Source organism: Bradyrhizobium sp. TM233 (assembly GCF_036247965.1).
Taxonomy (GTDB): Bacteria; Pseudomonadota; Alphaproteobacteria; order Rhizobiales; family Xanthobacteraceae; genus Bradyrhizobium; species Bradyrhizobium ottawaense.
Map to the genome: position 1 here is coordinate 503,554 of NZ_BTIG01000007.1, position 19,803 is coordinate 523,356.

Annotated in this window: 18 protein-coding genes; 9 read left to right on the plus strand and 9 right to left on the minus strand. The window is 64.5% G+C overall.

Going from position 1 to position 19,803, the window contains the following annotated elements; all coding sequences use genetic code 11:
- Window positions 1-178: 178 nt before the first annotated feature.
- From AABA86_RS16975 to AABA86_RS16995, 5 genes are all read left to right on the plus strand, one after another.
- The gene (locus AABA86_RS16975; RefSeq protein ID WP_338307600.1) at window positions 179-1,123 is read left to right on the plus strand and encodes a metallophosphoesterase family protein; all 945 of its coding nucleotides are present in this window, start codon (window positions 179-181) and stop codon (window positions 1,121-1,123) included.
- 14 nt (window positions 1,124-1,137) lie between these two features.
- Window positions 1,138-1,473 carry a cupredoxin domain-containing protein gene (locus AABA86_RS16980; RefSeq protein WP_212251364.1) on the plus strand — a complete coding sequence of 112 codons (336 nt, stop codon included), beginning with the start codon at window positions 1,138-1,140 and terminating at the stop codon, window positions 1,471-1,473.
- A 103-nt stretch (window positions 1,474-1,576) separates the two neighbouring features.
- Complete coding sequence (locus tag AABA86_RS16985) at window positions 1,577-2,128, plus strand: sigma-70 family RNA polymerase sigma factor (RefSeq protein ID WP_028143205.1); 552 nt, start codon at window positions 1,577-1,579, stop codon at window positions 2,126-2,128.
- The gene (locus tag AABA86_RS16990) at window positions 2,125-2,889 is read left to right on the plus strand and encodes an anti-sigma factor family protein (RefSeq protein ID WP_338307601.1); all 765 of its coding nucleotides are present in this window, start codon (window positions 2,125-2,127) and stop codon (window positions 2,887-2,889) included. The genes AABA86_RS16985 and AABA86_RS16990 overlap by 4 nt, the downstream gene beginning before the upstream one ends.
- A gap of 71 nt (window positions 2,890-2,960) precedes the next feature.
- Window positions 2,961-3,569 (plus strand): hypothetical protein, encoded by a 609-nt coding sequence (locus tag AABA86_RS16995; protein WP_338307602.1) that lies wholly within the window; start codon window positions 2,961-2,963, stop codon window positions 3,567-3,569.
- A 107-nt stretch (window positions 3,570-3,676) separates the two neighbouring features.
- On the opposite strand, the gene hpnO is transcribed toward AABA86_RS16995, so the two are convergent.
- Window positions 3,677-5,068: an aminobacteriohopanetriol synthase HpnO gene (gene hpnO / locus AABA86_RS17000; protein WP_212251358.1), complete on the minus strand. Its 1,392-nt coding sequence runs from the start codon at window positions 5,066-5,068 to the stop codon at window positions 3,677-3,679.
- A 141-nt stretch (window positions 5,069-5,209) separates the two neighbouring features.
- Between hpnO and AABA86_RS17005 the strand changes: the two genes are divergently transcribed.
- Window positions 5,210-5,848: a DUF2147 domain-containing protein gene (locus AABA86_RS17005; protein WP_212251357.1), complete on the plus strand. Its 639-nt coding sequence runs from the start codon at window positions 5,210-5,212 to the stop codon at window positions 5,846-5,848.
- Here AABA86_RS17005 and AABA86_RS17010 read toward each other — a convergent pair.
- Complete coding sequence (locus AABA86_RS17010; RefSeq protein ID WP_338307603.1) at window positions 5,816-8,404, minus strand: MMPL family transporter; 2,589 nt, start codon at window positions 8,402-8,404, stop codon at window positions 5,816-5,818. The two genes, AABA86_RS17005 and AABA86_RS17010, sit on opposite strands and share 33 nt — an antisense overlap.
- A gap of 462 nt (window positions 8,405-8,866) precedes the next feature.
- Between AABA86_RS17010 and ispH the strand changes: the two genes are divergently transcribed.
- The 3 genes from ispH (at window position 8,867) to AABA86_RS17025 (ending at window position 12,980) form a co-directional block, all read left to right on the plus strand.
- Window positions 8,867-9,793 (plus strand): 4-hydroxy-3-methylbut-2-enyl diphosphate reductase, encoded by a 927-nt coding sequence (gene ispH / locus AABA86_RS17015; protein WP_028143209.1) that lies wholly within the window; start codon window positions 8,867-8,869, stop codon window positions 9,791-9,793.
- A gap of 36 nt (window positions 9,794-9,829) precedes the next feature.
- Entirely contained in the window at window positions 9,830-10,990 is a 1,161-nt protein-coding gene (gene hpnH / locus AABA86_RS17020) for an adenosyl-hopene transferase HpnH (RefSeq protein ID WP_212251355.1), read from the plus strand.
- Between the two features lie 1,015 nt (window positions 10,991-12,005).
- On the plus strand, window positions 12,006-12,980 hold the full coding sequence (locus tag AABA86_RS17025) for an alpha/beta hydrolase family protein (protein WP_338307604.1): 975 nt from the start codon (window positions 12,006-12,008) through the stop codon (window positions 12,978-12,980).
- Between the two features lie 83 nt (window positions 12,981-13,063).
- Here the strand turns inward: AABA86_RS17025 and AABA86_RS17030 are convergent, their stop codons facing one another.
- The 7 genes from AABA86_RS17030 to hpnC all read right to left on the minus strand — a co-directional run bounded on the left by AABA86_RS17030 (window position 13,064) and on the right by hpnC (window position 19,658).
- A complete protein-coding gene (locus tag AABA86_RS17030) occupies window positions 13,064-13,456 on the minus strand; it encodes a type II toxin-antitoxin system VapC family toxin (RefSeq protein WP_338307605.1) in 393 nt (130 codons plus the stop codon).
- Complete coding sequence (locus AABA86_RS17035; protein WP_212251352.1) at window positions 13,443-13,718, minus strand: AbrB/MazE/SpoVT family DNA-binding domain-containing protein; 276 nt, start codon at window positions 13,716-13,718, stop codon at window positions 13,443-13,445. Before AABA86_RS17035 ends, AABA86_RS17030 begins: the two co-directional genes overlap by 14 nt.
- 190 nt (window positions 13,719-13,908) lie before the next feature.
- A complete protein-coding gene (locus tag AABA86_RS17040) occupies window positions 13,909-14,658 on the minus strand; it encodes a phosphorylase (protein WP_338307606.1) in 750 nt (249 codons plus the stop codon).
- Window positions 14,655-16,637: a squalene--hopene cyclase gene (shc, locus tag AABA86_RS17045; RefSeq protein WP_338307607.1), complete on the minus strand. Its 1,983-nt coding sequence runs from the start codon at window positions 16,635-16,637 to the stop codon at window positions 14,655-14,657. Before shc ends, AABA86_RS17040 begins: the two co-directional genes overlap by 4 nt.
- Before the next feature lie 51 nt (window positions 16,638-16,688).
- Window positions 16,689-17,945, minus strand: coding sequence for a hydroxysqualene dehydroxylase HpnE (gene hpnE / locus AABA86_RS17050; protein ID WP_338307608.1), 1,257 nt, complete (start codon window positions 17,943-17,945; stop codon window positions 16,689-16,691).
- Window positions 17,945-18,784 (minus strand): presqualene diphosphate synthase HpnD, encoded by an 840-nt coding sequence (gene hpnD, locus AABA86_RS17055; RefSeq protein ID WP_338307609.1) that lies wholly within the window; start codon window positions 18,782-18,784, stop codon window positions 17,945-17,947. Before hpnD ends, hpnE begins: the two co-directional genes overlap by 1 nt.
- Window positions 18,774-19,658 carry a squalene synthase HpnC gene (gene hpnC, locus AABA86_RS17060; protein ID WP_338307610.1) on the minus strand — a complete coding sequence of 295 codons (885 nt, stop codon included), beginning with the start codon at window positions 19,656-19,658 and terminating at the stop codon, window positions 18,774-18,776. The genes hpnD and hpnC overlap by 11 nt, the downstream gene beginning before the upstream one ends.
- Window positions 19,659-19,803: the final 145 nt, after the last annotated feature.

The following is a 19,803-nucleotide window of genomic DNA, read 5'->3' on the forward strand; positions in this document are numbered from 1 at the left end:
GCGCGCCGCGCAGCCTTCTGGGTCCCGGCTCTGCAACGCATCACCAAGAGGTGCTGCGTTGCGTCCGGGACACGAGACCGCGCCACCTCACGAAATCGTCATCACCTCCCGCGAATAAGTCCCCTCCTCCCCCAATCACCTCTCCGAAGCCCAATTCCGGGCGAAGCGGAGATACGCGATGAGCGGACACGATCATGGCGGCGACGGCGTCAGCCGCCGCAAGGTGTTGGAATGCATGACCTGGGCCGGCACCGGGGTGCTCTGGACGGTCACCGGCGGCGTGCCGCGCTCGCTCGGCATCATCGATTCCGCGCAGGCCGCGACTGCGGCGACGCCTGGCATGAGCTTCCTCCAGATCAGCGACAGCCATGTCGGCTTCGACAAGCCGGCCAATCCCAATGCGCTCGGCACGCTGGAGGAGGCCGTGGGCAAGATCAACGCGATGCCGACCAAACCGTCCTTCATGATCCACACAGGCGACATCACGCATTTGTCCAAGGCCGCCGAGTTCGACAATGCCGAGCGCATCATCTCGCAGAGCAAGCTCGACGTGCACTACGTGCCGGGCGAACATGACTTCCTCGACGAGGAGGTGAAATTTTATCGCGAGCGTTACGGACGCGGCACCAAGGGCCAGGGCTGGTACTCGTTCGATGCCGGCGGCGTGCACTTCATCGGCCTCGTCAACGTCGTCGACCTCAAGGCTGGCGGCCTTGGCAATCTCGGCGCCGAGCAGCTCGCCTGGCTCCAGGACGATCTGCGCGGCAAGTCGAAATCGACGCCGATCGTACTGTTCGCGCACATCCCGCTCTGGACCGTCTATCCGGAATGGGGCTGGGGCACCGAAGACGGCGGCCGCGCGCTGGAGCAGGTGAAAGGCTTCGGTTCGGTTACTGTGCTGAACGGCCACATCCACCAGGTGATGCAGAAGGTCGAGGGTAACGTCACCTTCCACACCGCGCGCTCGACCGCCTTTCCGCAGCCAGCGCCGGGAGCTGCCCCCTCGCCCGGACCGATGAAGGTTGAGGACACAAAACTGCGGTCGATGCTCGGCGTTGCCAGCATCAACTTCAAGCAGAACGAGCAGCGGCTCGCGATCATCGACACGCCGCTCCAGAGCTAGGGTGGAAGCTGACAATGAAGACACTCAACCGCCGCGACTTCGGTGTCGACCTCGGTCTCGCTTTGGCCGCGGCCATCCTGCTGCCCGCAACAAGTGCGCGTGCCGACGACATGGACATTCATATCGACAATTTCGTGTTCCAGCCGGCCGAGCTCAAGATCAAGACCGGCACCACCGTGACCTGGACCAACCGGGACGACATTCCGCACACCATCGTGTCGGCCGGCAAGTTCAGGTCCAAGACCCTGGACACCGACGACAAGTTCTCGTTCACCTTCACCAACGCGGGCGACTACAAATATTTTTGTTCGCTGCACCCGCACATGACGGGGATGATCAAGGTTGAGTAACGTCTCCAACCAAGGCATCAACGTCTTGCCCGGCCGGTGGTCCCACGCCGGCCGGGCTCCTGCGTCTCCGGCGACATCAGGCGAAACGGCAAAGCGAGCGGCGATGCCACCGACAAGCGACGATCCAGACAAGGCCCGGCGTTTTCGCGAAGCGGCGCTGCCCCATCTCGACGACGTCTACACGCTCGCGCGCTATCTGCTGCGCGACGCCTCCGACGCGGAAGATGCGGTGCAGGAGTGCTATCTGCGCGCGCTGAAGCACTTCGACAGCTATCGCGGGCCGGCGATGAAGCCATGGCTGTTCGCGATCCTGCGCAATGTCTGCAACGCAGAATACGCCCGTCGTGCGCACAGGCCCAGCGCGTTCGAGGATACGCCCGGCGCCGCCGAGCAGACGCCGATCTGGCAGGAAAGCGAGGCGAGCCCGGAGACCGAAGTGCTGCGCAGCCGCGATGCCGGCGCCATCCGCAAGCTGATCGAGGCGCTCGCCGAACCGTTCAAGGAAACCTTCGTGCTGCGCGAGATCAACAACCTGTCCTATCGTGAAATCGCAGAAGCCGTCGGCGCGCCCATCGGCACCGTGATGTCCCGCCTCGCTCGCGCCCGTGCCCTGCTGCGCGCGGCCTGGACGGCGGAAGAGGAGCAAGCGAAATGACCTGCGACGAAGCAAGGATCATGCTTCACGCGCTGCTGGACGGCGAGCTCGACGCCGGCCATGCGCGCGAGGTCGAAGCCCATATCGCGGGCTGCCCCGGGTGCGCTGCGGAATTGGCCGCACAGCGCGAAATGCAGCGCGTGCTTGCCGACACCAATTTGCGCTACGTCGCGCCCGCCAGCCTGCGCAACAAGATCGAGGCCTCGCTGCCGAAGCCGCAGCCCCAGCCGAGCCGCCGCTCCGTGCTGCGCGGCTTTGCGATGGGCTCGGCGGTCTCCGCGCTCGCGGCAACCGGAATTGTCGCCATCGTGCTGCGCCAGGACGACCAGCAGCGCATCCTCTCGGAGGTCGTCTCCGCGCATCTGCGCTCGCTGCAGGCCGGCCACCTCACCGACGTGGTCTCGACCGACCAGCACACCGTCAAGCCGTGGTTCAACGGCAAGCTCGACGTCGCCCCGCCCGTGATCGACCTCACCGCGCAGGGTTTTACGCTGGTCGGAGGCCGGCTCGACTATATCGACGCCCGCGCCATCGGCGCCGTCGTCTACAAGCGTCGCCAGCACGTCATCAACCTGTTCGTGGCACAGACATCGAGCACCGAGCACCAGCCGCCGAAGACCCAGACCATGCAGGGCTTCAACTGCCGCCGCTGGGGCAATCGCGGCCTGAACTTCTGGGCCGTCAGCGACGTCGGCGCCGACGAGCTCGCCGAGTTCGTCGACAAGTTCGAGGCGGCGATGAAGTCGAACGTGGAGGGGTAGCTGCATTTGCTCGTGAGGCGGCATCACAACTTTTGATTGCGACACCAGAGGAGCGCTGCTAATTCAGCGCTATGATGCGCTCTCTCTTTCTTGCCGCAGCCCTCGTCTGGACAATCGCCGCTCCCGGGCCGGCAGCAGCCCGCGACGGGCTCGCCACCACGATGCGAGCCGTCCTCTACGAGGAGGACCTGAGCAATCCCAAGGGCAATCGTGCAGAGGGACAGATCACTTGGCGGATAGAACCGACCACCGATCCCTCCGCTCCATCAGGCGACGTCACGATACGCGGCACCGTCGAGATACCGTCGCGAAACCTGCGAATGACGCTCTCGATCCGACGAAATTTCGACCCCGCCTTGCCCGCCACCCATACGGTCCAGATCGAAGTCGGGCCGGATTTCTCGGCTGGCAAGATCAAACAGGTTATGGGCCTTCTGATGAAGGCCAACGAGCAGGCCAAGGGTGCGCCCCTTGCAGCGTTGTCGGTAAAGGTCGACGACACGCATTTCCTGATCGGCCTGTCGGCCGTGCCGCAGGACGCTTCCAACAATTCGCTTCTGGTCCGAAGCAGAGCCTGGATGGACATCCCGGTCGTCTATGCAACGCAACGCCGCGCCATTCTCGCGGTCGAAAAGAACGGCGACGTCTTACCGATGTTCAATACGGTCTTTGCTCACTGAGCCGATGACGCGCAGCCCCCGGATCGAGCGCAGCGCAATCGAGACCGGTCTCGCCTGCTTTGAGAATCCCGGATTCTGCTTCGCTTCATCCGGGCTAGGGCATGGCCTTACGCCGACCGTCGCACCGCGTTGTCCACCAGCGTCTTGCCGAGCGACCAGATCGCGCCGGGGACCTTGTGGCTGCCGGCGATGACGTCGTCGAACGCCTTTTCGATCCAGCTGCAGTCTTCCTCGGTGATGGTGAGAGGCGGCAGCAGCTTGATGGTGTGGCTGCCGTGACCGGCGACTTGGGTCAGGATCTTGTGATCCTTGAACAGCGGCACGGTGATGAGCTGGCAGAACAGGCCCTTGTTGGCGGCCTCCAGCACGTTCCAGGAGGCGCGCAGCCGCAGCGATTTCGGCGGGCCGAACTCGACGCCGATCATCAGACCCTTGCCGCGCACTTCCTTCATCAGCTCATAGCCGGGCACCATGCGCGTCAGTGCGAGGCGCAGCTCGGCGCCGCGCTTGGCCGCAGACTCGATCAGCTTCTCGGACTCCATCACGTCCAGCGTAGCGATGCCCGCGGCCATCGCGAGGTCGTTCTTGGAGAAGGTGGAGCCGTGCACCACCGCGCGGTCCATCTGATTGAAGATCTTGTCGAAGATGGCCTTGCGCGTCAGCACCGCGCCGACAGGCACGTGACCGCCCGACAGCGACTTCGACAGCAGCACCATGTCGGGCTCGACGTTCCAGTGCTCGACCGCGAGGAAACGGCCGGTGCGGCCCATGCCGGTCTGGATTTCGTCGGCGACGAACAGCGTGCCGTATTTCTTGCAGAGCGCGGCCGCGCCCGGCAGGAACTCGTCGGTGGGCATGTTGACGCCCTTGCCCTGGATCGGCTCGACGACGAAGGCTGCGACCTCGCGCGAGGCCAGCGCCTTTTCCAGCGCGGCCAGATCGTTGAACGGGATCGAGGTGCAGCCCGGCAGCAGCGGCTCGAAGCCGGTGCGGAAGTTCGAATCACCCGTCAGCGACAGCGCGCCATAGGTCAGGCCGTGATAGCCGTGGGCGCAGTAGACGATGCCCGGGCGGCCGGTAGCGCCGCGCGCGAACTTGATCGCGGCTTCGACGCATTCGGCGCCGGAATTGGCGAAGAACGCCTTGTCCAGATAAGGGACATATTTCAGCAGCCGCTCCGCGAGCACGCCGGCGAGCACGGAGACGTCGAACTGGACGAGATTGGGCAAATCGGCATCGAGCACGCTCTTGAGCGCGTCGCGCATGACCGGATGATTGCGCCCGATCGCAAACACGCCAAAGCCGGACAGCAGGTCGAGATAGCGCGCGCCGTCGCGATCGTAGAGATACTGCCCTTGCCCCCTCTGGAAGCCGACATCGTAGCCGATGGTCTTCAGAACCCGGACGAACTGCTCGTTCAGATACCGATTATGCAGGGTGCTGCGCTGGGCCTGACGGTCCGCGAAAAGCTGAGACATGTCTGGATTTGGGCTGTGCATCCGTTACATACTTCGGTTGAGGGCCGTCTCGTCAACTGAAAAGGGACCGCTACTGAAAACGGTCTGTGCGGCCTTTTGCCCTTTTTCGGACCATCTTCGCAAGCACAGCTTTAGCCCATGTTGCACTGCCAAGGAACTATCATGCGTTTAGCCCTTTACACCGGACTAATACTGGCTGGCGGTTTCACCTGCCTGACCCCGGCGCTCGCCGCCGATCCCACCGGCGACTGGCGGGTTGCCGATGGCGTCGCCAACATTCGCGTCGCCCAATGCAATGGCAGCATGTGGGGCGCCGTTTCCTGGGAAAAGCAGCCCGGCGGCCGCGACGAGAACAATCCGGATGCCTCGAAAAAGACCAGGCCGACGCTGGGCATGGCGACGCTGATCGACATGAAGAAGAAGCCCGGCGCCGATCAGTGGGAAGGGCAGGTCTACAACGCCAAGGACGGCCAGCTCTATAGCGCGACCATCACGCCGGCCGGTGCCGACCAGCTCGAAATCAAGGGCTGCGTGATGGGCTTCCTCTGCGGCGGCGAGACCTGGACGCGAGTCGGACCGCCGATCCCCTCGAGCACCGCCAATGCCATGGCCAAGGGCGCGCCCAAGTCCACCGGCGCGGCGCCGAAGGCCCAGGGCACGATGGGCGCTGCAGCGGCGCCTGCTCCGGTGGCGGGGGCCCCGAAGAGCGCCGCCGCCCCCGCAAAGCCGGGTCAGAAAGCGGCCGCCGACCCGGTCGGCGACATCTGCCTACTCCCTGAGATTGCGGGGTTTGCCCATTAGGGCCGGCTGGAACAGCAGCACCGCGGCAAGCGTCGTCACCAGCGAGAGTGCCAGCAGCTTGCCCATGCTGGACGTGCCGGGATGGCTCGACAGCCACAGGCTGCCGAACGCGGTCGCCGTCGTCAGCGCGCTGAAAAAGATCGCGCGTGTCAGGCTGGTCTGGAGCAGGTTTGTCCTGCCCGAGCGCCAGGCCACGACATAGTAGATCTTGAAGGCGACGCCGACGCCGAGCAGCAGCGGAAACGCGACGATGTTGGCGAAGTTGAGCGGCAGGCCGATCAACACGCAGATCTCGAGCGTCACCGCGCCGGCAACCAGGAGCGGCACCAGCGTCATCAGCACGTCGACGAAGCGGCGCAGCGTGATCCACAGCAAGAGGCCGATCACCAGCAGCGCGTAGATGCCGGCGTGGATGAACGCCCGCACCACGGTGTCGCCGGATTTCAGGATCGAGACCGGCCCGCCGATCGCGGTCGGCTCGGCGACGAGCACCGCCGCCGCAAATTTGCGCAGCGTGTCATTGTCGTTGGGATCGCCCTTGGGCAGCGCCTCGACGCGGATGATGCCGTCCTTGCTCTTCCAGGCGCTGACGAGATCCGATGGCAGTGAGCTCAGGGTGACGGGCCCGGCCTGCATCGCGTTCCTGAGCTGGTCGAACACGATCTTCATCGGCGTGACGAACACGTCCTGCGCCTTGTTGCGCGTGGCCTCGTCGCCATTGGCGAGCTTTTCGAGCGAGTCCGCCAGACGGCGCGAGGCGATCGCGCCCGGCCCCTTCGCATCGCCCGCGGTCCGGCGCAGATTGTCGACCGAGGATTTCAGCGCCTCGACGTTTTCCTTGTCGGTCGGTGCCGCATCGATCTGGTCGGGATTGAGTGCGGGGTTCAGCACCTTGGCGCCCTGCGCGATCAGCTTCAGCTTCGGCGGCTGGTCCTGGGGCACGAAGCTATCGAGCGACATCACCCGCAGCACCTCAGGCACCTTCTCCAGCTTCGCCTCGACCTGCCTTGCCTGCTCCTCGGACGTGGTCATCACGTTGATGGCATTGGCGCCGGTGTTGGGGTCCTTGCGCAGGTCGAGGAAGGTCGCGATCGATTCGGCCTTCGGGTTGCGCAGGTTCATCGGGTTGAAGTCGAACTTCATGAAGTAGAGCAGCGGCAGGCCGGCGAGCGCCAGCAGCAGCGTGCCGCCCACGACGAGCACACGGTGCTTCTCCAGAAAGTGATCGAGCGGCGCCAGGAAGGCGTAGCCGACCGGCTCCTTCTCGCCGGGCGGGTTCAGCAGCTTCAGCATGGCCGGCAGAACGGTGATCGAGGAGAGGAACGCCACCAGCATGCCGACGCCGGCGATCTGGCCGAGCTCCGCGATGCCCTTGTAGTCGGTCGGCATGAAGCAAAGGAAGCCGGCCGCGGTCGCCATCGCCGCGAGCGACAGCGGCACCGCCGAGCGCTTCGCCGCCAGCACCAGCGCGCCCGAAAGGTCGTTGTGCTTGAAGCGCTCCGAGCGGTAGCGGACGCTGTACTGGATGCCGAAATCGACGCCGAGGCCGACGAAGAGCACCGCGAACGCGATCGACAGCAGGTTGAACGATCCGACCATCATCAGGCCGGCCGCGGTCGTCAGCGCGAGGCCGACGAAGAGATTGACGAACACCGCGAAGATGATCTTTGCCGAATGCAGCGCCAGCCACAGGATGAGCAGCACGACCAGAACCGTGCCGACGCCGTTGACGACGGCGCCTTCCTGAACCGTGGCGTATTCCTCGTTGGCGATCGGGATTGGGCCGGTCAGCCGCACCCGCGCCTGGTATTTGGTCGGAAAATCGAGATCGGCCGCGGCCTTGCGGATCGCGTCGGTGGCATCCTTGCCGGGCTCCAGCGCGTTGTAGTCGAGGATCGGCTTGAACTCGATGAAGGCGCGCTTGTCCGAATCCTTCAGCGGCTCGTCGCTGACGAGCTCGCGCCAGGAGAAGCTCGCATTGCCCTTGTTGAGCACGGTCTCGACCGTCTGGGCGATCAGGTTGAACGGACGCGCCGTGTTGTCGAGCTTGACCTGGCCACGCTTGACGCCCGCAAGTCCCGTCTCCAGCGCGCCGGTCAGGCCGCGGATCGAGGGATCGCCAGCCATGATCTCGATCAGGGGCGCTGCAGATTCGAACTGGCTGGTGATCTTGCCGACCTCTTCGGTCGGCAGGAACAGCAGTCCGTTCTTTTCGAAGAACTCGCCGCTGCCGAGTTGCTGCAGGGACTGGAAGTTGGTCTTGTCGTCCTTCAGCCGGGCATAGAGCGCGTCCGCCGCTGCGCTGGTCATCTCGGGGGTCCGGGCCTCGACCACAGCGAGGATCGTCTCGTTTTGATCGAACGCTTTGTCGAACTGCTGGTCACGCTTGCGCCAGTCGAGATTCTGGGAAATCAGCGAATTGATGTCGGTGTTGATGGCGAAGTGGTGCACAGCGTAATAGCCCGCTCCCACCGACAGCAGGAGCCCGAGAACGACGACGAGGGAGGCAAACCGGGTGCAGGCCCTGACGATGGCAACGACTACGCTTTGCAGCACTTCTTTTCTTTCTGCGGTTAACAGCTTGCCGGAAACGCCCGCTGTTTATCGGAGTTCCCGGGCGAAACCTATTGCTGTTTTGAGTGGCACTCGCCGCCAGAAGGTTCGAGGTAAACGGCGGAAGACCGTGGCAAAATCATGCGGGGCGGTCGGTATAGACGGGGAGTTGAGGCGGGAAAGTGACGAAGGGCTGGTCACTGATGTCGCTGACTTGCGCACTCCCAAGTTCCTACTATAATACCGCGCAATTGGCCCGGCAGGGAACCCGGGTCCATTCGATCTTTCCTTACCGCCGATTTTTTGACACAAAGTATTGCGCCTCCATGCGCCGGAGCCCCGACGGGGGTGGGTGGCTACCGCGTGCGCGAACCATGGTGCGGATATTGCAACGCATTGGTCAGTATCGGGGTGCCGACGGGAACTTGCGAAGCGGATTGGTGCAACTTGCGTGATGGACATCCAATGGAAGTTTATCTGGCGCAGCCGCGCGGCTTTTGCGCGGGCGTGGTGCGTGCGATCGAGATCGTGGAACGGGCGCTGGAGAAGTACGGCCCGCCCGTCTACGTGCGCCATGAGATCGTGCACAACAAATACGTCGTCGAGAGCCTGAAGAACAAAGGGGCAATCTTCGTCGAGGAGCTGTCCGAGGTCCCGCCGAAGGCCGTGACGGTCTTCAGCGCTCATGGCGTCGCCCGCAGCGTCGAGGAAGAGGCCGCCGCGCGCGACCTTCCCGTGCTCAATGCCACCTGCCCGCTGGTCACGAAAGTTCACAATCAGGGGAAGCGCTACATCACCAGGGGCCGCACGCTGATCCTGATCGGCCATGCCGGCCACCCCGAGGTCGAGGGCACGATGGGCCAGGTTCCCGCCCCCGTGCTGCTTGTCCAAAGCGTTCAAGAGGTTACGGCCCTGACGCTGCCGGCGGATACGCCAGTGGCCTACATCACCCAGACCACCCTGTCGGTCGACGACACCAAGGATATCATCGCGGCCCTTCAGACCCGCTTTACAGATATTCAAGGTCCGGATATCCGGGATATCTGCTATGCGACACAGAACCGCCAATCTGCGGTAAGGGACTTGAGCAAGCTGGTCGACGTGATCTTGGTGGTGGGCGCTGCCAATAGCTCGAATTCGAACCGGCTTCGCGAAATCGGCACCGAAGCCGGCGTCGCGAGTTATTTGATTGCCGACGGCAGCGAGCTCAATCCGGAGTGGTTGAAGAATGCCAGGACCGTCGGCATCACGGCCGGCGCTTCGGCGCCCGAGGTACTCGTGGATGACGTGATCGAAGCGATGCGGCGGATCGGACCGGTCAAGGTCCAGGTACTGCCGGGCCGCGAGGAAAACATCGAATTCCGGCTTCCGGCCCAATTGGCTGCTAGCTGACCCACCCGAATTCCAAGCCCAGAAAGAAACTTTGTAATGGCTATCCCCTTCTTCAAGGAAATGCGTATCGGCGCCTATCTGCTCAAGCAGAAAATGCTTGGCCGCAAACGCTATCCGCTCGTGCTGATGCTGGAGCCGCTGTTTCGTTGCAACCTCGCCTGCGTCGGCTGCGGCAAGATCGATTATCCCGATGCGATCCTCAACCGCCGCATGACGGCGCAGGAGTGCTGGGACGCGGCCGACGAGTGCGGCGCGCCGATGGTCGCCATTCCCGGCGGCGAGCCGCTGATCCACAAGGAGATCGGCGAGATCGTGCGCGGCCTCGTTGAGCGCAAGAAGTTCGTCTCGCTCTGCACCAACGCGCTGCTGCTCGAGAAGAAGCTCGATCTGTTCGAGCCCTCCCCTTACCTGTTCTTCTCCGTGCATCTCGACGGCCTGAAGGACCACCACGACAAGGCGGTGTCGCAGAAGGGCGTGTTCGACCGCGCCGTCTCCGCGATCAAGGCGGCCAAGGCGCGCGGCTTCACCGTCAACGTCAACGCCACCATCTTCGACGGCCATCCGGCCGAGGAGATCGCGAAATTCCTGGACCTCACCGTCGAGCTCGGTGTCGGCGTCTCGATGTCGCCGGGCTACGCCTATGAGCGCGCGCCGGACCAGGAGCACTTCCTCAACCGCACCAAGACCAAGAAGCTGTTCCGCGACGTCTTCGCGATGGGCAAGGGCAAGAAGTGGAACTTCATGCATTCCGGCCTGTTCCTGGACTTCCTCGCCGGCAACCAGGAATACGAGTGCACGCCGTGGGGCATGCCCGCGCGCAACATCTTCGGCTGGCAGAAGCCCTGCTACCTGCTCGGTGAAGGCTACGCAAAAACCTTCAAGGAGCTGATGGAGACCACCGACTGGGAGACCTACGGCACCGGTCGTTACGAGAAGTGCGCCGACTGTATGGCCCATTGCGGCTACGAGCCGACGGCGGCGACCGCTGCGCTCAACAACCCGATCAAGGCGATGTGGGTGTCGCTGCGCGGCATCAGGACCTCCGGTCCGATGGCGCCCGAGATCGACATGAGCAAGCAGCGCCCGGCGCAGTACATCTTCTCGGCGGAAGTGCAGAAGCGCCTGTCGGAGATTCGCAAGGACGAGGCCGACGCTGCACAGGCCAAGGCCGCGCAGAAGGCTTCGACCGCGGCGTAAGCGGACGCAATCAACTCTCACCACGAAGGCCCGGCCGCGATCGCGACCGGGCCTTCTCTTTATGTGGGTCGTTGTGCCGGCGGTCCGTGTCCCGGACGCGCTGCAGCGCTCTTTGCGCTGCTGCGCAGAGCCGGGACCCAGCAGCCGCGTGCCGTGTCGATGCATGGGCCCCGGCTCTGCAGCGCACCGCCCAGGGGCGCTGCGCAGCGTCCGGGGCACGAGACCTTTGCGACGAAATCCATATGGCCTCAGGCGACTCTTCACGCAGACACACCTTCGCAACCTCGCGGCGCATTTCGCCCGAGTCTTGCTGATCGTTGCCGCCCTCAACTGGACCAGAGGGCGCAGGGAAGGCCGGGCGCCGGCGGCACCCGCGGTCCGCGTGCATCGAAAACGCACACGGGGTGGACTACAGGTGCTGCCGGTCGCCCGGCCTTCCCTGCGCGGATGGTTTTAACGGTGTCCTTCGTGCTCTCCTCGGGGAGCGATGCACTATTGCCCCCGTCGTCTTCGCGGCTGATCGATGTGCGCACCCGGTCGGGCCGCGGCATCACCGCAAGACTTGACGCCAGCCTGCGGGCGTCAGGACCACACGACTTCTCCGTCCGCGGACGGCCTCGCCGAAAGCATCGGACGCTCGCGTGTGCTCGCCCCCGATATCCAGCGCGGCCGCTGTTACGGCGCCGTGTCGTGTCGCGTCGCGCATGACTCACGGTTGCCCGCCCTGTCATCGCCTTTCCGCGCCGGCGCTGCCGCGTCCACCGCACCCCGGCCCGCATCTCGTGACGATCGCGAAGCGCCCCTCTGGCAGGGCCGGGATGAGCGCTACATGCCACAAATCCGAAATTCTGAAAAGCGGAATATTTTTGCCGGAAGGGGTTGACGGGTGGTCTGGTGTTTTGCCCGACGGGTCATTTTGACAGCCGTTTGCTGCAGCCAATCGATGGGTTTCGCTTCGCTTTACCCATCCTACCATCTAAGATTGCAGCAGGTTTCAATTTTGGAGTCTTGGCCCTTGCGCGCCTCATTTCTCGTGCTCGCACTGCTGGTGGCGGGCATATCCGCGGAAGCAGATGCTCAGCCATTCAAGGCAAGCGTCACGCGCATCACGGTGCAGGACGCTATCCCGTTTGACGCATTGGTAGCGTATCCGACCGACGTGGCCGAACTATCCTTTCAGGATGGCCCCTACATTGTTGCCGCTGGCCGTGACGCGCCCATCGCGCCCGGGGCACGTTTTCCGATTGTTCTTTTCTCGCATGGCGGAGGAGGAACGATCAAAACGGGAGGCACTCCGCTCCCCTATGCCGATCTTCTGACGTCGTTGGCGCGCGAAGGTTTTATCGTGGTGGCGCCTTTTCACCCAGGATCCAAGCTCCCTCGCGAAGCTCTCGAAGACCGCCCCCGCCAGATCCATAGGGCGCTCGATGCCGTATTGGCCGATCCACGCTTCGCAGCGCATGCCGATCCTAACCGCCTTGGCATGACGGGATTTTCTTACGGCGGTGCCGTCACGCTGATTATCGCGGGCGCAGCTCCCAGCCTGGCTCACTTGGCGGTCTACTGCCGAAACCGCACGAACGATCCGATGGCCTGCGACGGCATCCCAACCGACGGCTCTTTGGCCAACGCGGTCGGCAGGAGATCACCGGATACGCTCGCGGTGAAAGCGCTCGTCCTGCTTGAGCCATGGGGCTCCTTGTTCGATCGGACCGGATTGATGTCGCTCGACATGCCGACCCTGCTCTATCGCGCGGAAAGCAGCGCTCTCCACGCTGACGGCAACATCCTCGCTCTTGCGGAGGCCTTGCCCCATCCGCCACGGCTAGAGACCGTACCAGGCGGCCATTTCATATTTTTCGGTCCATGCCCTCCGGCGCTGGAAGCGGACGCGCCCGCTGTGTGCAAGGATGCTCCGGGCATCGACCGGGCGGCAATCCATCGACGGATCAAGGTTGAAATTGGGGACTTCCTTCGCCGAAATCTCTAGCATCGCATCGGCGAGGATAAAATTACGGTGACAGTCCAGCACTGTCACCGTAATTCGAGCGATCAGTCGGACGATGGCCGCGACTACAGTGCTTCACGCACCCCTGCATGCCCCGCCGCTTTCGCCGCCTTGACGAGCTTGCGATCGAAGGTGACGAAAGCCTCGCAATGGCCGGATCTCGTCAGATGCAGGGCATCGGCGAAATCCATTCCCCTCTCGGCAAGGTCGAGCGCCGCCGCAACCGTCGCGCCGTCCTCGATCGTGACGGTCGGCAACCCCGCGAAGGCACGAAGCGCGTGCACGATGTCCGCAGTCCGATAGCCGTACGCGCTTCGCAGCACCCACTCGACTTCGAGGAGCACCGTGACGGCGGCGAAGACGTTCTCGCCATCGATCAAGGTGCGGGCACGTGGGGATTGGGTGGCGTGATCCCTGGTCAGGTAACGAACGATCAGGTTGGTATCAATCGCGATCATGCCGCCGCCTGGCTTCGGCCAGCACGCTTGCGTCCATCTCTTCGAGCGTTTTCGGCTTGCCTCGGTAAGCCAGGACCCCAAACACCTCTTCCGGTCGCGTCGCCTCAAAGGCCGGCGCCGGCTTCAGCAGGATGCCCTCCGAAGTCTCCTCGACGGTGAGCCGCGTTCCCGCCTTCCACTCCCGCCGTCGGCGGATGGAGCTGGGCAGAATGACCTGGCCTTTGGTGGAAACGATCGTCGTGAGCTTGTCCGTGGCGGCCATTGCCCGACCTTTCCGATGTAAGACAGATGTAAGATAATCGCAGACGGGCCCACGTTCAAGCTGTCAGGTCGCGTGCGGAGGCCGCATCGAGTAGATCCTCCGCCTGTGACGACGATCACGTGGTTCAAAAAAAGAAAAGGCCCGGTCACCTGACCGGGCCTTTTCCTTATTCTCAACTCGACGACGCCACTCACGCCGCCTTGGACACCAGCGCCTCGCTCTCGATCAGCTCGGTGCCGATCAGATAGTCGCGGCAGCCGCGCAAGGAGCGCAGCGCGCGGTTGAAGTCGATGCCGGTCGAGACCAGCGCATGCAGGGTTGCGGGATTGCGCACGATGCCGCGCAGCACGGCGGCGAGGTCGATCTGGCCGTTCGGCTTGATGGCGGCGCGGGCGAGTGCCGGCAGGGCGCGGTGGGCGGGGTCGCTGATGACGCGGACCGCGGCAAAGGGCAGCCCGGCTTCAGTGGCGTAGGCGGCGGCGATGTGGCTTTCCATGTCGACGGCAGAGGCGCCGGTCTCCGAATGCAGCGCCGCCTTGCAGGCGCGCTTGGTGACCACTTCCTCGGCACCGGCGAGGCTGCCGCGCACCACGCGGCGGCGGCCCGAGGTCAGGCGGTCGATCAGATCGTCGCCGAGCGAGAGGCCGGCGGCCCAGCGGCTATCGCCGTCGAGCACCTCGGTCGCCAGCACGACGTCGCCGGAGCGCAGGCTCGGGTCGAGACCGCCGGCCACGCCGAACGAGATCACGCCGCGAATCGTCTTGGGATCCACCACGGTCAGGAGCGCCCGCAACTGGGTCGGGCTGCTGGATGAGCAGATGACGGCCATGCCGGGGCCGGCCGCGATGCGGGCCTCCTGCACCAATCCAGTCACGATCAAGATCGGCCGCGGATCAATGGCATTGCCCGCGGTAAGATAGTCCCCCGTCCCCAAAGTCACATTCCGACCCCTACCACCCTGCTGTTGGTGTTCCGCAAGTTCCGATACCGCGCCAGCGCCCACAGCGGGAAGAACTTCGGGTAACCATGATACCGCAGATAGAATACACGCGGAAAGCCTGTGGCGGTGTACCGCTGCTCGTCCCACAGTCCTTTTTTGTTCTGTGTTGCAATCAGGTACTCCACCCCGCGGGCGACGGCCGGGTGATCAACCTCGCCTGCCGCCATCAGGGCAAGCAAGGCCCATGCCGTTTGCGAGGCGGTCGAGGGGGCGGCTTCCCATCCCTTGTAGTCCAGCCGGTAGCTGACCGCGTCCTCGCCCCAGCCGCCGTCCTTGTTCTGGATCGAGGCCAGCCAGGCGGCAGCTTTGCGAATCATGGGGTCCTTGTGGGCGACGCCGGCCATGTTGAGGGCGCAGAGCACCGACCAGGTTCCATAGATGAAATTCATGCCCCAGCGGCCGTACCAGGAGCCCTCGGGGTGCTGGGTCTTCCTGAGATAGGCGACCCCATCAGCCACGTGCTTGCTCGTCTTCTCGGTCTCGCCGAGCTGAGCCAGCATCGAGATGCAGCGCGCCGTGACGTCCTCGGTCGGCGGGTCGAGCAGCGCGCCATGGTCCGAGAACGGGATGTTGTTCAAATAGTATTCGAGATTGTTCACGTCGAAGGCGGCCCAGCCGCCATCGTCGCTCTGCATCCCCTCGATCCACTCCCGTCCCCGGTCGATCGCGACGTCGTAGCCGGTCGCACCGTGCTCCCGGCGCATGCGGTCCATCGACATCACCACCACGGCGGTGTCGTCGAGATCGGGGTAATGAGCATTGTTGTACTGAAAGGCCCAGCCGCCCGGACGCACGTCGGGCCGCTTCGCCGCCCAGTCGCCCTTCACCTCGAGCTCCTGCTTCGGGATCAGCCAGTCGAGGCCCTGCTTGGCCGCCGGCACCGCCTTGTCGCCGCCGGCTTCCAGCAGCGCATGCGCCGTCAGCGTCGTGTCCCACACCGGCGAGACGCAGGGCTGGCAATAGGCCTCGTCGTCGTGGATCACCAGCAGCTTGTCGATGCCCCGGCGCGTGATCGCGCGCGGCGGGAAATTCTCATCCTTGCCGAGCGCGTCGTACATCATGACGATGTTGGCCATGGGCGGGTAGATCGCGCCCATGCCGTCCTCGCCGTTCAGCCGCTCCTCGGTGAAGGCGAGCGCCGCGTCGATCGCGCGCTTGCGCAAGGCCTTCGGGAACATCGGCTCGATCGCGCGCAGAATCGCGTCGAGCGAGCGAAACAGCAGAAACCAGGCCATGCTCTGGTGCGGCGCCTTCGCGGTCATGCCGATCGAGCGCGGATCCTGCAGGAACAGCTCGTCGATGCCGACGCCCTTGGGGTTCTTCGCGCGCGGCTTGAGCGCTGCGAGCACCATCAACGGCACCATGGTGGTGCGCGCCCAGTACGAGATCTTGTTGAGGTGGAACGGCGACCAGAACGGCAGCAGCACGATCTCGATCGGCAGCACCGGCACCGCGCGCCAGGTCACCACGCCGTACATCGCAAGCAGGAAGCGCGTGAAGACGTTGCTGTTGATCGCGCCGCCGCGCGCATGAATCGCCTCGCGCGCACGCACCATGTGGGGGGCATCGACGCTATCGCCGATCATCTTCAGCGCGAAGTAAGCCTTCACGCTGGCGCTCATGTCGAACTCGCCGTCATGCACCAGCGGCCAGCCGCCATGGGCGCCCTGGATGCGGCGCAGGTAATTGGCGATCTTGGCTTCGAGCACGGTGTCGACCGGCTCGGCGAGATAATGGCGCAACAGGACGTATTCGGCCGGAATCGTGCAGTCGGCCTCGAGCTCGAACACCCAATGGCCGTCCGCCTGCTGGAAGCCGATGACGCCCTGCGTCGCCGATGCAATGCTCGATTCCAGGATGCCCGATTGCAAGATGCCCGATTGAGGGGCTTCGCGGCTGGTCGCTTTCACGGAATCCATCTCGCTCGATTGCTCCGATAGTCGATTGAAATTGGCCGGGAGGTCTGCCCGTCAGGGCCGCTTTGCGGCGAGAATCAGATCGGCGGCGCGATCACCGGATCGAACCGATCCCTCGATGGTTGCAGGCAATCCCGTAGCAGTCCAATCACCGGCAAGGAACAGGTTTTTCAGCGCAGTGACCGGCCCCGGACGCAGGGCATTCTGCGCCGGCGTCGCCGCAAATGTGGCACGGCGCTCGCGCACGATCTGCCAAGGGGGCAGTTCGCCGGAAACGCCGCCGGCCTTGCAGACGTCGTTCCAGATCGTCTGCGCGAGTTCCTCACGCGGCATGTCGACCAGACGGTCGCTGTTGCTGATGGTGACGGACAACCGGTTCGGGAACGCGAACAGCCACTCCACGACGCCGCCGATCACGCCGAGGATCGGCGCCGAAGCCGGCGGCGGTGTGATCCGGAAATGCGCATTCACGATGGCGCGATATTCGGTCGGCGTCTTCACGCCCGGCAGCAGGCTCGCAGCAGCACGCGGCGGCACCGCCATCACGACGACGTCGCCCTCCCCGATCTGAACGACATCCTCGCCGCCGAAATTCAGCGCACTGGCCTTGCCGTCAATGCTGGTGAAGGACCGCAGCTCGTGGCCGAGCTGAACGGTGTGGCCGCGCTCCTGCAGGAACTTCACGGCCGGCTCGATCAGAACGGCGCTGAGGCCGTCGCGCGCGATGAGGGGACGGCAGGCCTGTCCGCCGGCCAGCAGCGTCTCGCGCACGATAGCGCCGGCAAGCCCGGCCGAGCCCTCGGGCGGATCGACGTTGAGCGCCGCGAGCAGCAGCGGCTGCACCAGACGCTGATAGAGCACGCCTTCGCAAGGAATGGATTTGCCGACCAATGTGTCTTCCGACGCCCAGATCAGCGGCGCCAGCTTCAGATAATCGGTGAGGCCGGTGTCGGGCACGCGGCGGCCTTCGTCCAGCACCCAGGTCGGCAGCCGGCCGGTGCCGAGATCGATCTGCCAGCGCTGCCCGGTCTTGATGTCGACGAAGGGAAACTGCGCGCTGTCAGGGCCGACGAGGCCGGCCTCGCTGCCGATCGAACGCGCATAGGCGCGCGCATGGCTGTTGCCCGACAGCAGCAGATGATTGCCGTTGTCGATGGTGAGATTGGTGGCGCCGTCGAAATAGGAACGGCAACGGCCGCCGGCCTGCTGCGTCGCCTCGTGCACGGCGACCTTGAAGCCGGCATTGGCGAGCCGCACGGCGGCGGAGAGGCCGGAAATTCCGGCACCGATGATATGAGCTGTCTTTTGCATCAGATGAAAGCGTAGCGAAGCAGGATCAGGATACGTGTGACCTTCGACACACGCACCGGCCGGCGCGGCGCGTTGAAGCCGCGCGCAATCAGCAGATCCAGAATGGAATGATAGTATTTCGACATGATCCGCGGCGCGCGCACCGTGCGACGCCTGTTGCGGTTCATGATCTCGTCCGACTTCTCGAAATGCGACTTGGCGCGCTGCGCCAGCGGCAGGCAGACCTTCGGCAGCGCGCGCTCGGTGATCACGCGGTTCGGGTCGTCGGAGGTGATGCCGGCATGCAGCAGCGCCTCGCGCGGCAGATAGAGCCGGCCGAGGCCGGCATCCTCGTCGATGTCGCGCAGGATGTTGGTGAGCTGGAGCGCGCGGCCGAGATGGTGCGCGAGCTGGATGCCGTCGTCCTCGGGCAGGCCGAACACCCGCACCGACAGCCGTCCCACCGCGCTGGCGACGCGGTCGCAATACAGATCCAGCGTCGCCATGTCGGGCGCGCGGATGTCCTGCGGCACGTCCATCTCCATGCCGTCGACGATGGCGAGGAAATCCTCGCGCTTGAGGCCGAAGGTCTTCACCGAGCCAACGTAGTCCTGCAGCCGCGGCGGCGGATTGCCCTGATAGAGCGCGTCGATGTCGTTGCGCCATTCCTGAAGCGCGGCGAGACGCTCCGCGCGCGGGCCGTCGGAATCGGCAATGTCGTCGACCTGGCGGCAGAAGCTGTAGATCTGGAACATCGCTTCGCGCTGGTCATGCGGCAGGATGCGCATCGCGGCGTAGAAGGAGCTGCCGGATGCGGTCGAGCCATAATTGGCGCCGGGCGAGGTCGCCTCAAGCGTCATGTGCAGTCCCCGGTCTGGAAATGGCCTTGCGTCCAATTGCGCGGCGGCCGACCTCGCCGATCATTCCGGCAAGGCTGAAGACGAGCAGCTCGAACTTGTTCAGGTGCACCCGCTCCCGCAGGGGATCGCGCACCTTCAAGAGGCGCACGATGCGGTCGGCATAGGCCTGGATCACCGCGACGTCGACGCCGAGGCGGAAATCCCGGATCTCCGCAGCCAGCGACCTGCCCTCGTCGAGCAGCGCTTGGTTGCGAACGGCGAGCGCCTGCAGGCAGGCCAGCATCGCCGGCGGCGACTGCGAAAGCCCGAGCTGCTCGACGGAAGCACCGTGTGCTGCCAGCGCATCGCGCGGCAGATAGACGCGGTTGAGCTCGCGAAAATCCTTGCCGCAATCCTGCAGGTGATTGTTGATCTGCAAGGCTGCGCAGAGCGCATCCGAGGCGGCCCAGGTCGAGGTGCTCTCGCCGTGGACATCGAGCATGAAGCGGCCGACCGGCATCGCCGAGTAACGGCAATAGTGGATGACCTCGTCCCAGTTCTCGTAGCGCAGCTTGGTCACGTCCATGCGGAACGCGATGAGCACGTCGAGCGCGTGGCGCGGCGCCATGCCGCGCTCGGCCAGTGCACGGCGCAAGGTGACGGCCTCGGCCTGGGTGTCGCCCTTGCCGAGCAGTTCCGCCTCGAGCAGGTCGAGATAAGCGAGCTTCTGATCGGGCGGCAGGGTCGCGTGATCGGCAATGTCGTCGGCGGTGCGGACGAAATTGTAATACGCCAGGATCAGGGCGCGATGACGCGGATGAATGATCCAGGACGCGACGGGAAAATTCTCGTCGCGGTCACCTTTACCGGATCGCAATTCGCTCGCAGAGGTCATCGAGGGCTGGTTTACAATCGTTTGGACAGGAAGGGCTTCTTCGCTCGCGCGGGCTCATGCCGGCGATCCGCCGCGGCCCCCATATAGGGGAATACGACCGCAAAACCAATCCTGTCTCTCGATGGCTGCCCTTTCGTGGATCGGG

Coding starts and splice junctions, on each gene's coding strand:
- hpnE (WP_338307608.1), bottom strand. CDS start 17,945: ATGCAAAAGACAGCTCATATCATCGGTGCCGGAATTTCCGGCCTCTCC.
- AABA86_RS17005 (WP_212251357.1), top strand. CDS start 5,210: ATGCGTTTAGCCCTTTACACCGGACTAATACTGGCTGGCGGTTTCACC.
- AABA86_RS16980 (WP_212251364.1), top strand. CDS start 1,138: ATGAAGACACTCAACCGCCGCGACTTCGGTGTCGACCTCGGTCTCGCT.
- AABA86_RS16990 (WP_338307601.1), top strand. CDS start 2,125: ATGACCTGCGACGAAGCAAGGATCATGCTTCACGCGCTGCTGGACGGC.
- hpnO (WP_212251358.1), bottom strand. CDS start 5,068: ATGCACAGCCCAAATCCAGACATGTCTCAGCTTTTCGCGGACCGTCAG.
- hpnC (WP_338307610.1), bottom strand. CDS start 19,658: ATGACCTCTGCGAGCGAATTGCGATCCGGTAAAGGTGACCGCGACGAG.
- AABA86_RS16985 (WP_028143205.1), top strand. CDS start 1,577: ATGCCACCGACAAGCGACGATCCAGACAAGGCCCGGCGTTTTCGCGAA.
- AABA86_RS16975 (WP_338307600.1), top strand. CDS start 179: ATGAGCGGACACGATCATGGCGGCGACGGCGTCAGCCGCCGCAAGGTG.
- AABA86_RS16995 (WP_338307602.1), top strand. CDS start 2,961: ATGATGCGCTCTCTCTTTCTTGCCGCAGCCCTCGTCTGGACAATCGCC.
- ispH (WP_028143209.1), top strand. CDS start 8,867: ATGGAAGTTTATCTGGCGCAGCCGCGCGGCTTTTGCGCGGGCGTGGTG.
- shc (WP_338307607.1), bottom strand. CDS start 16,637: ATGGATTCCGTGAAAGCGACCAGCCGCGAAGCCCCTCAATCGGGCATC.
- hpnD (WP_338307609.1), bottom strand. CDS start 18,784: ATGACGCTTGAGGCGACCTCGCCCGGCGCCAATTATGGCTCGACCGCA.
- AABA86_RS17035 (WP_212251352.1), bottom strand. CDS start 13,718: ATGGCCGCCACGGACAAGCTCACGACGATCGTTTCCACCAAAGGCCAG.
- AABA86_RS17030 (WP_338307605.1), bottom strand. CDS start 13,456: ATGATCGCGATTGATACCAACCTGATCGTTCGTTACCTGACCAGGGAT.
- hpnH (WP_212251355.1), top strand. CDS start 9,830: ATGGCTATCCCCTTCTTCAAGGAAATGCGTATCGGCGCCTATCTGCTC.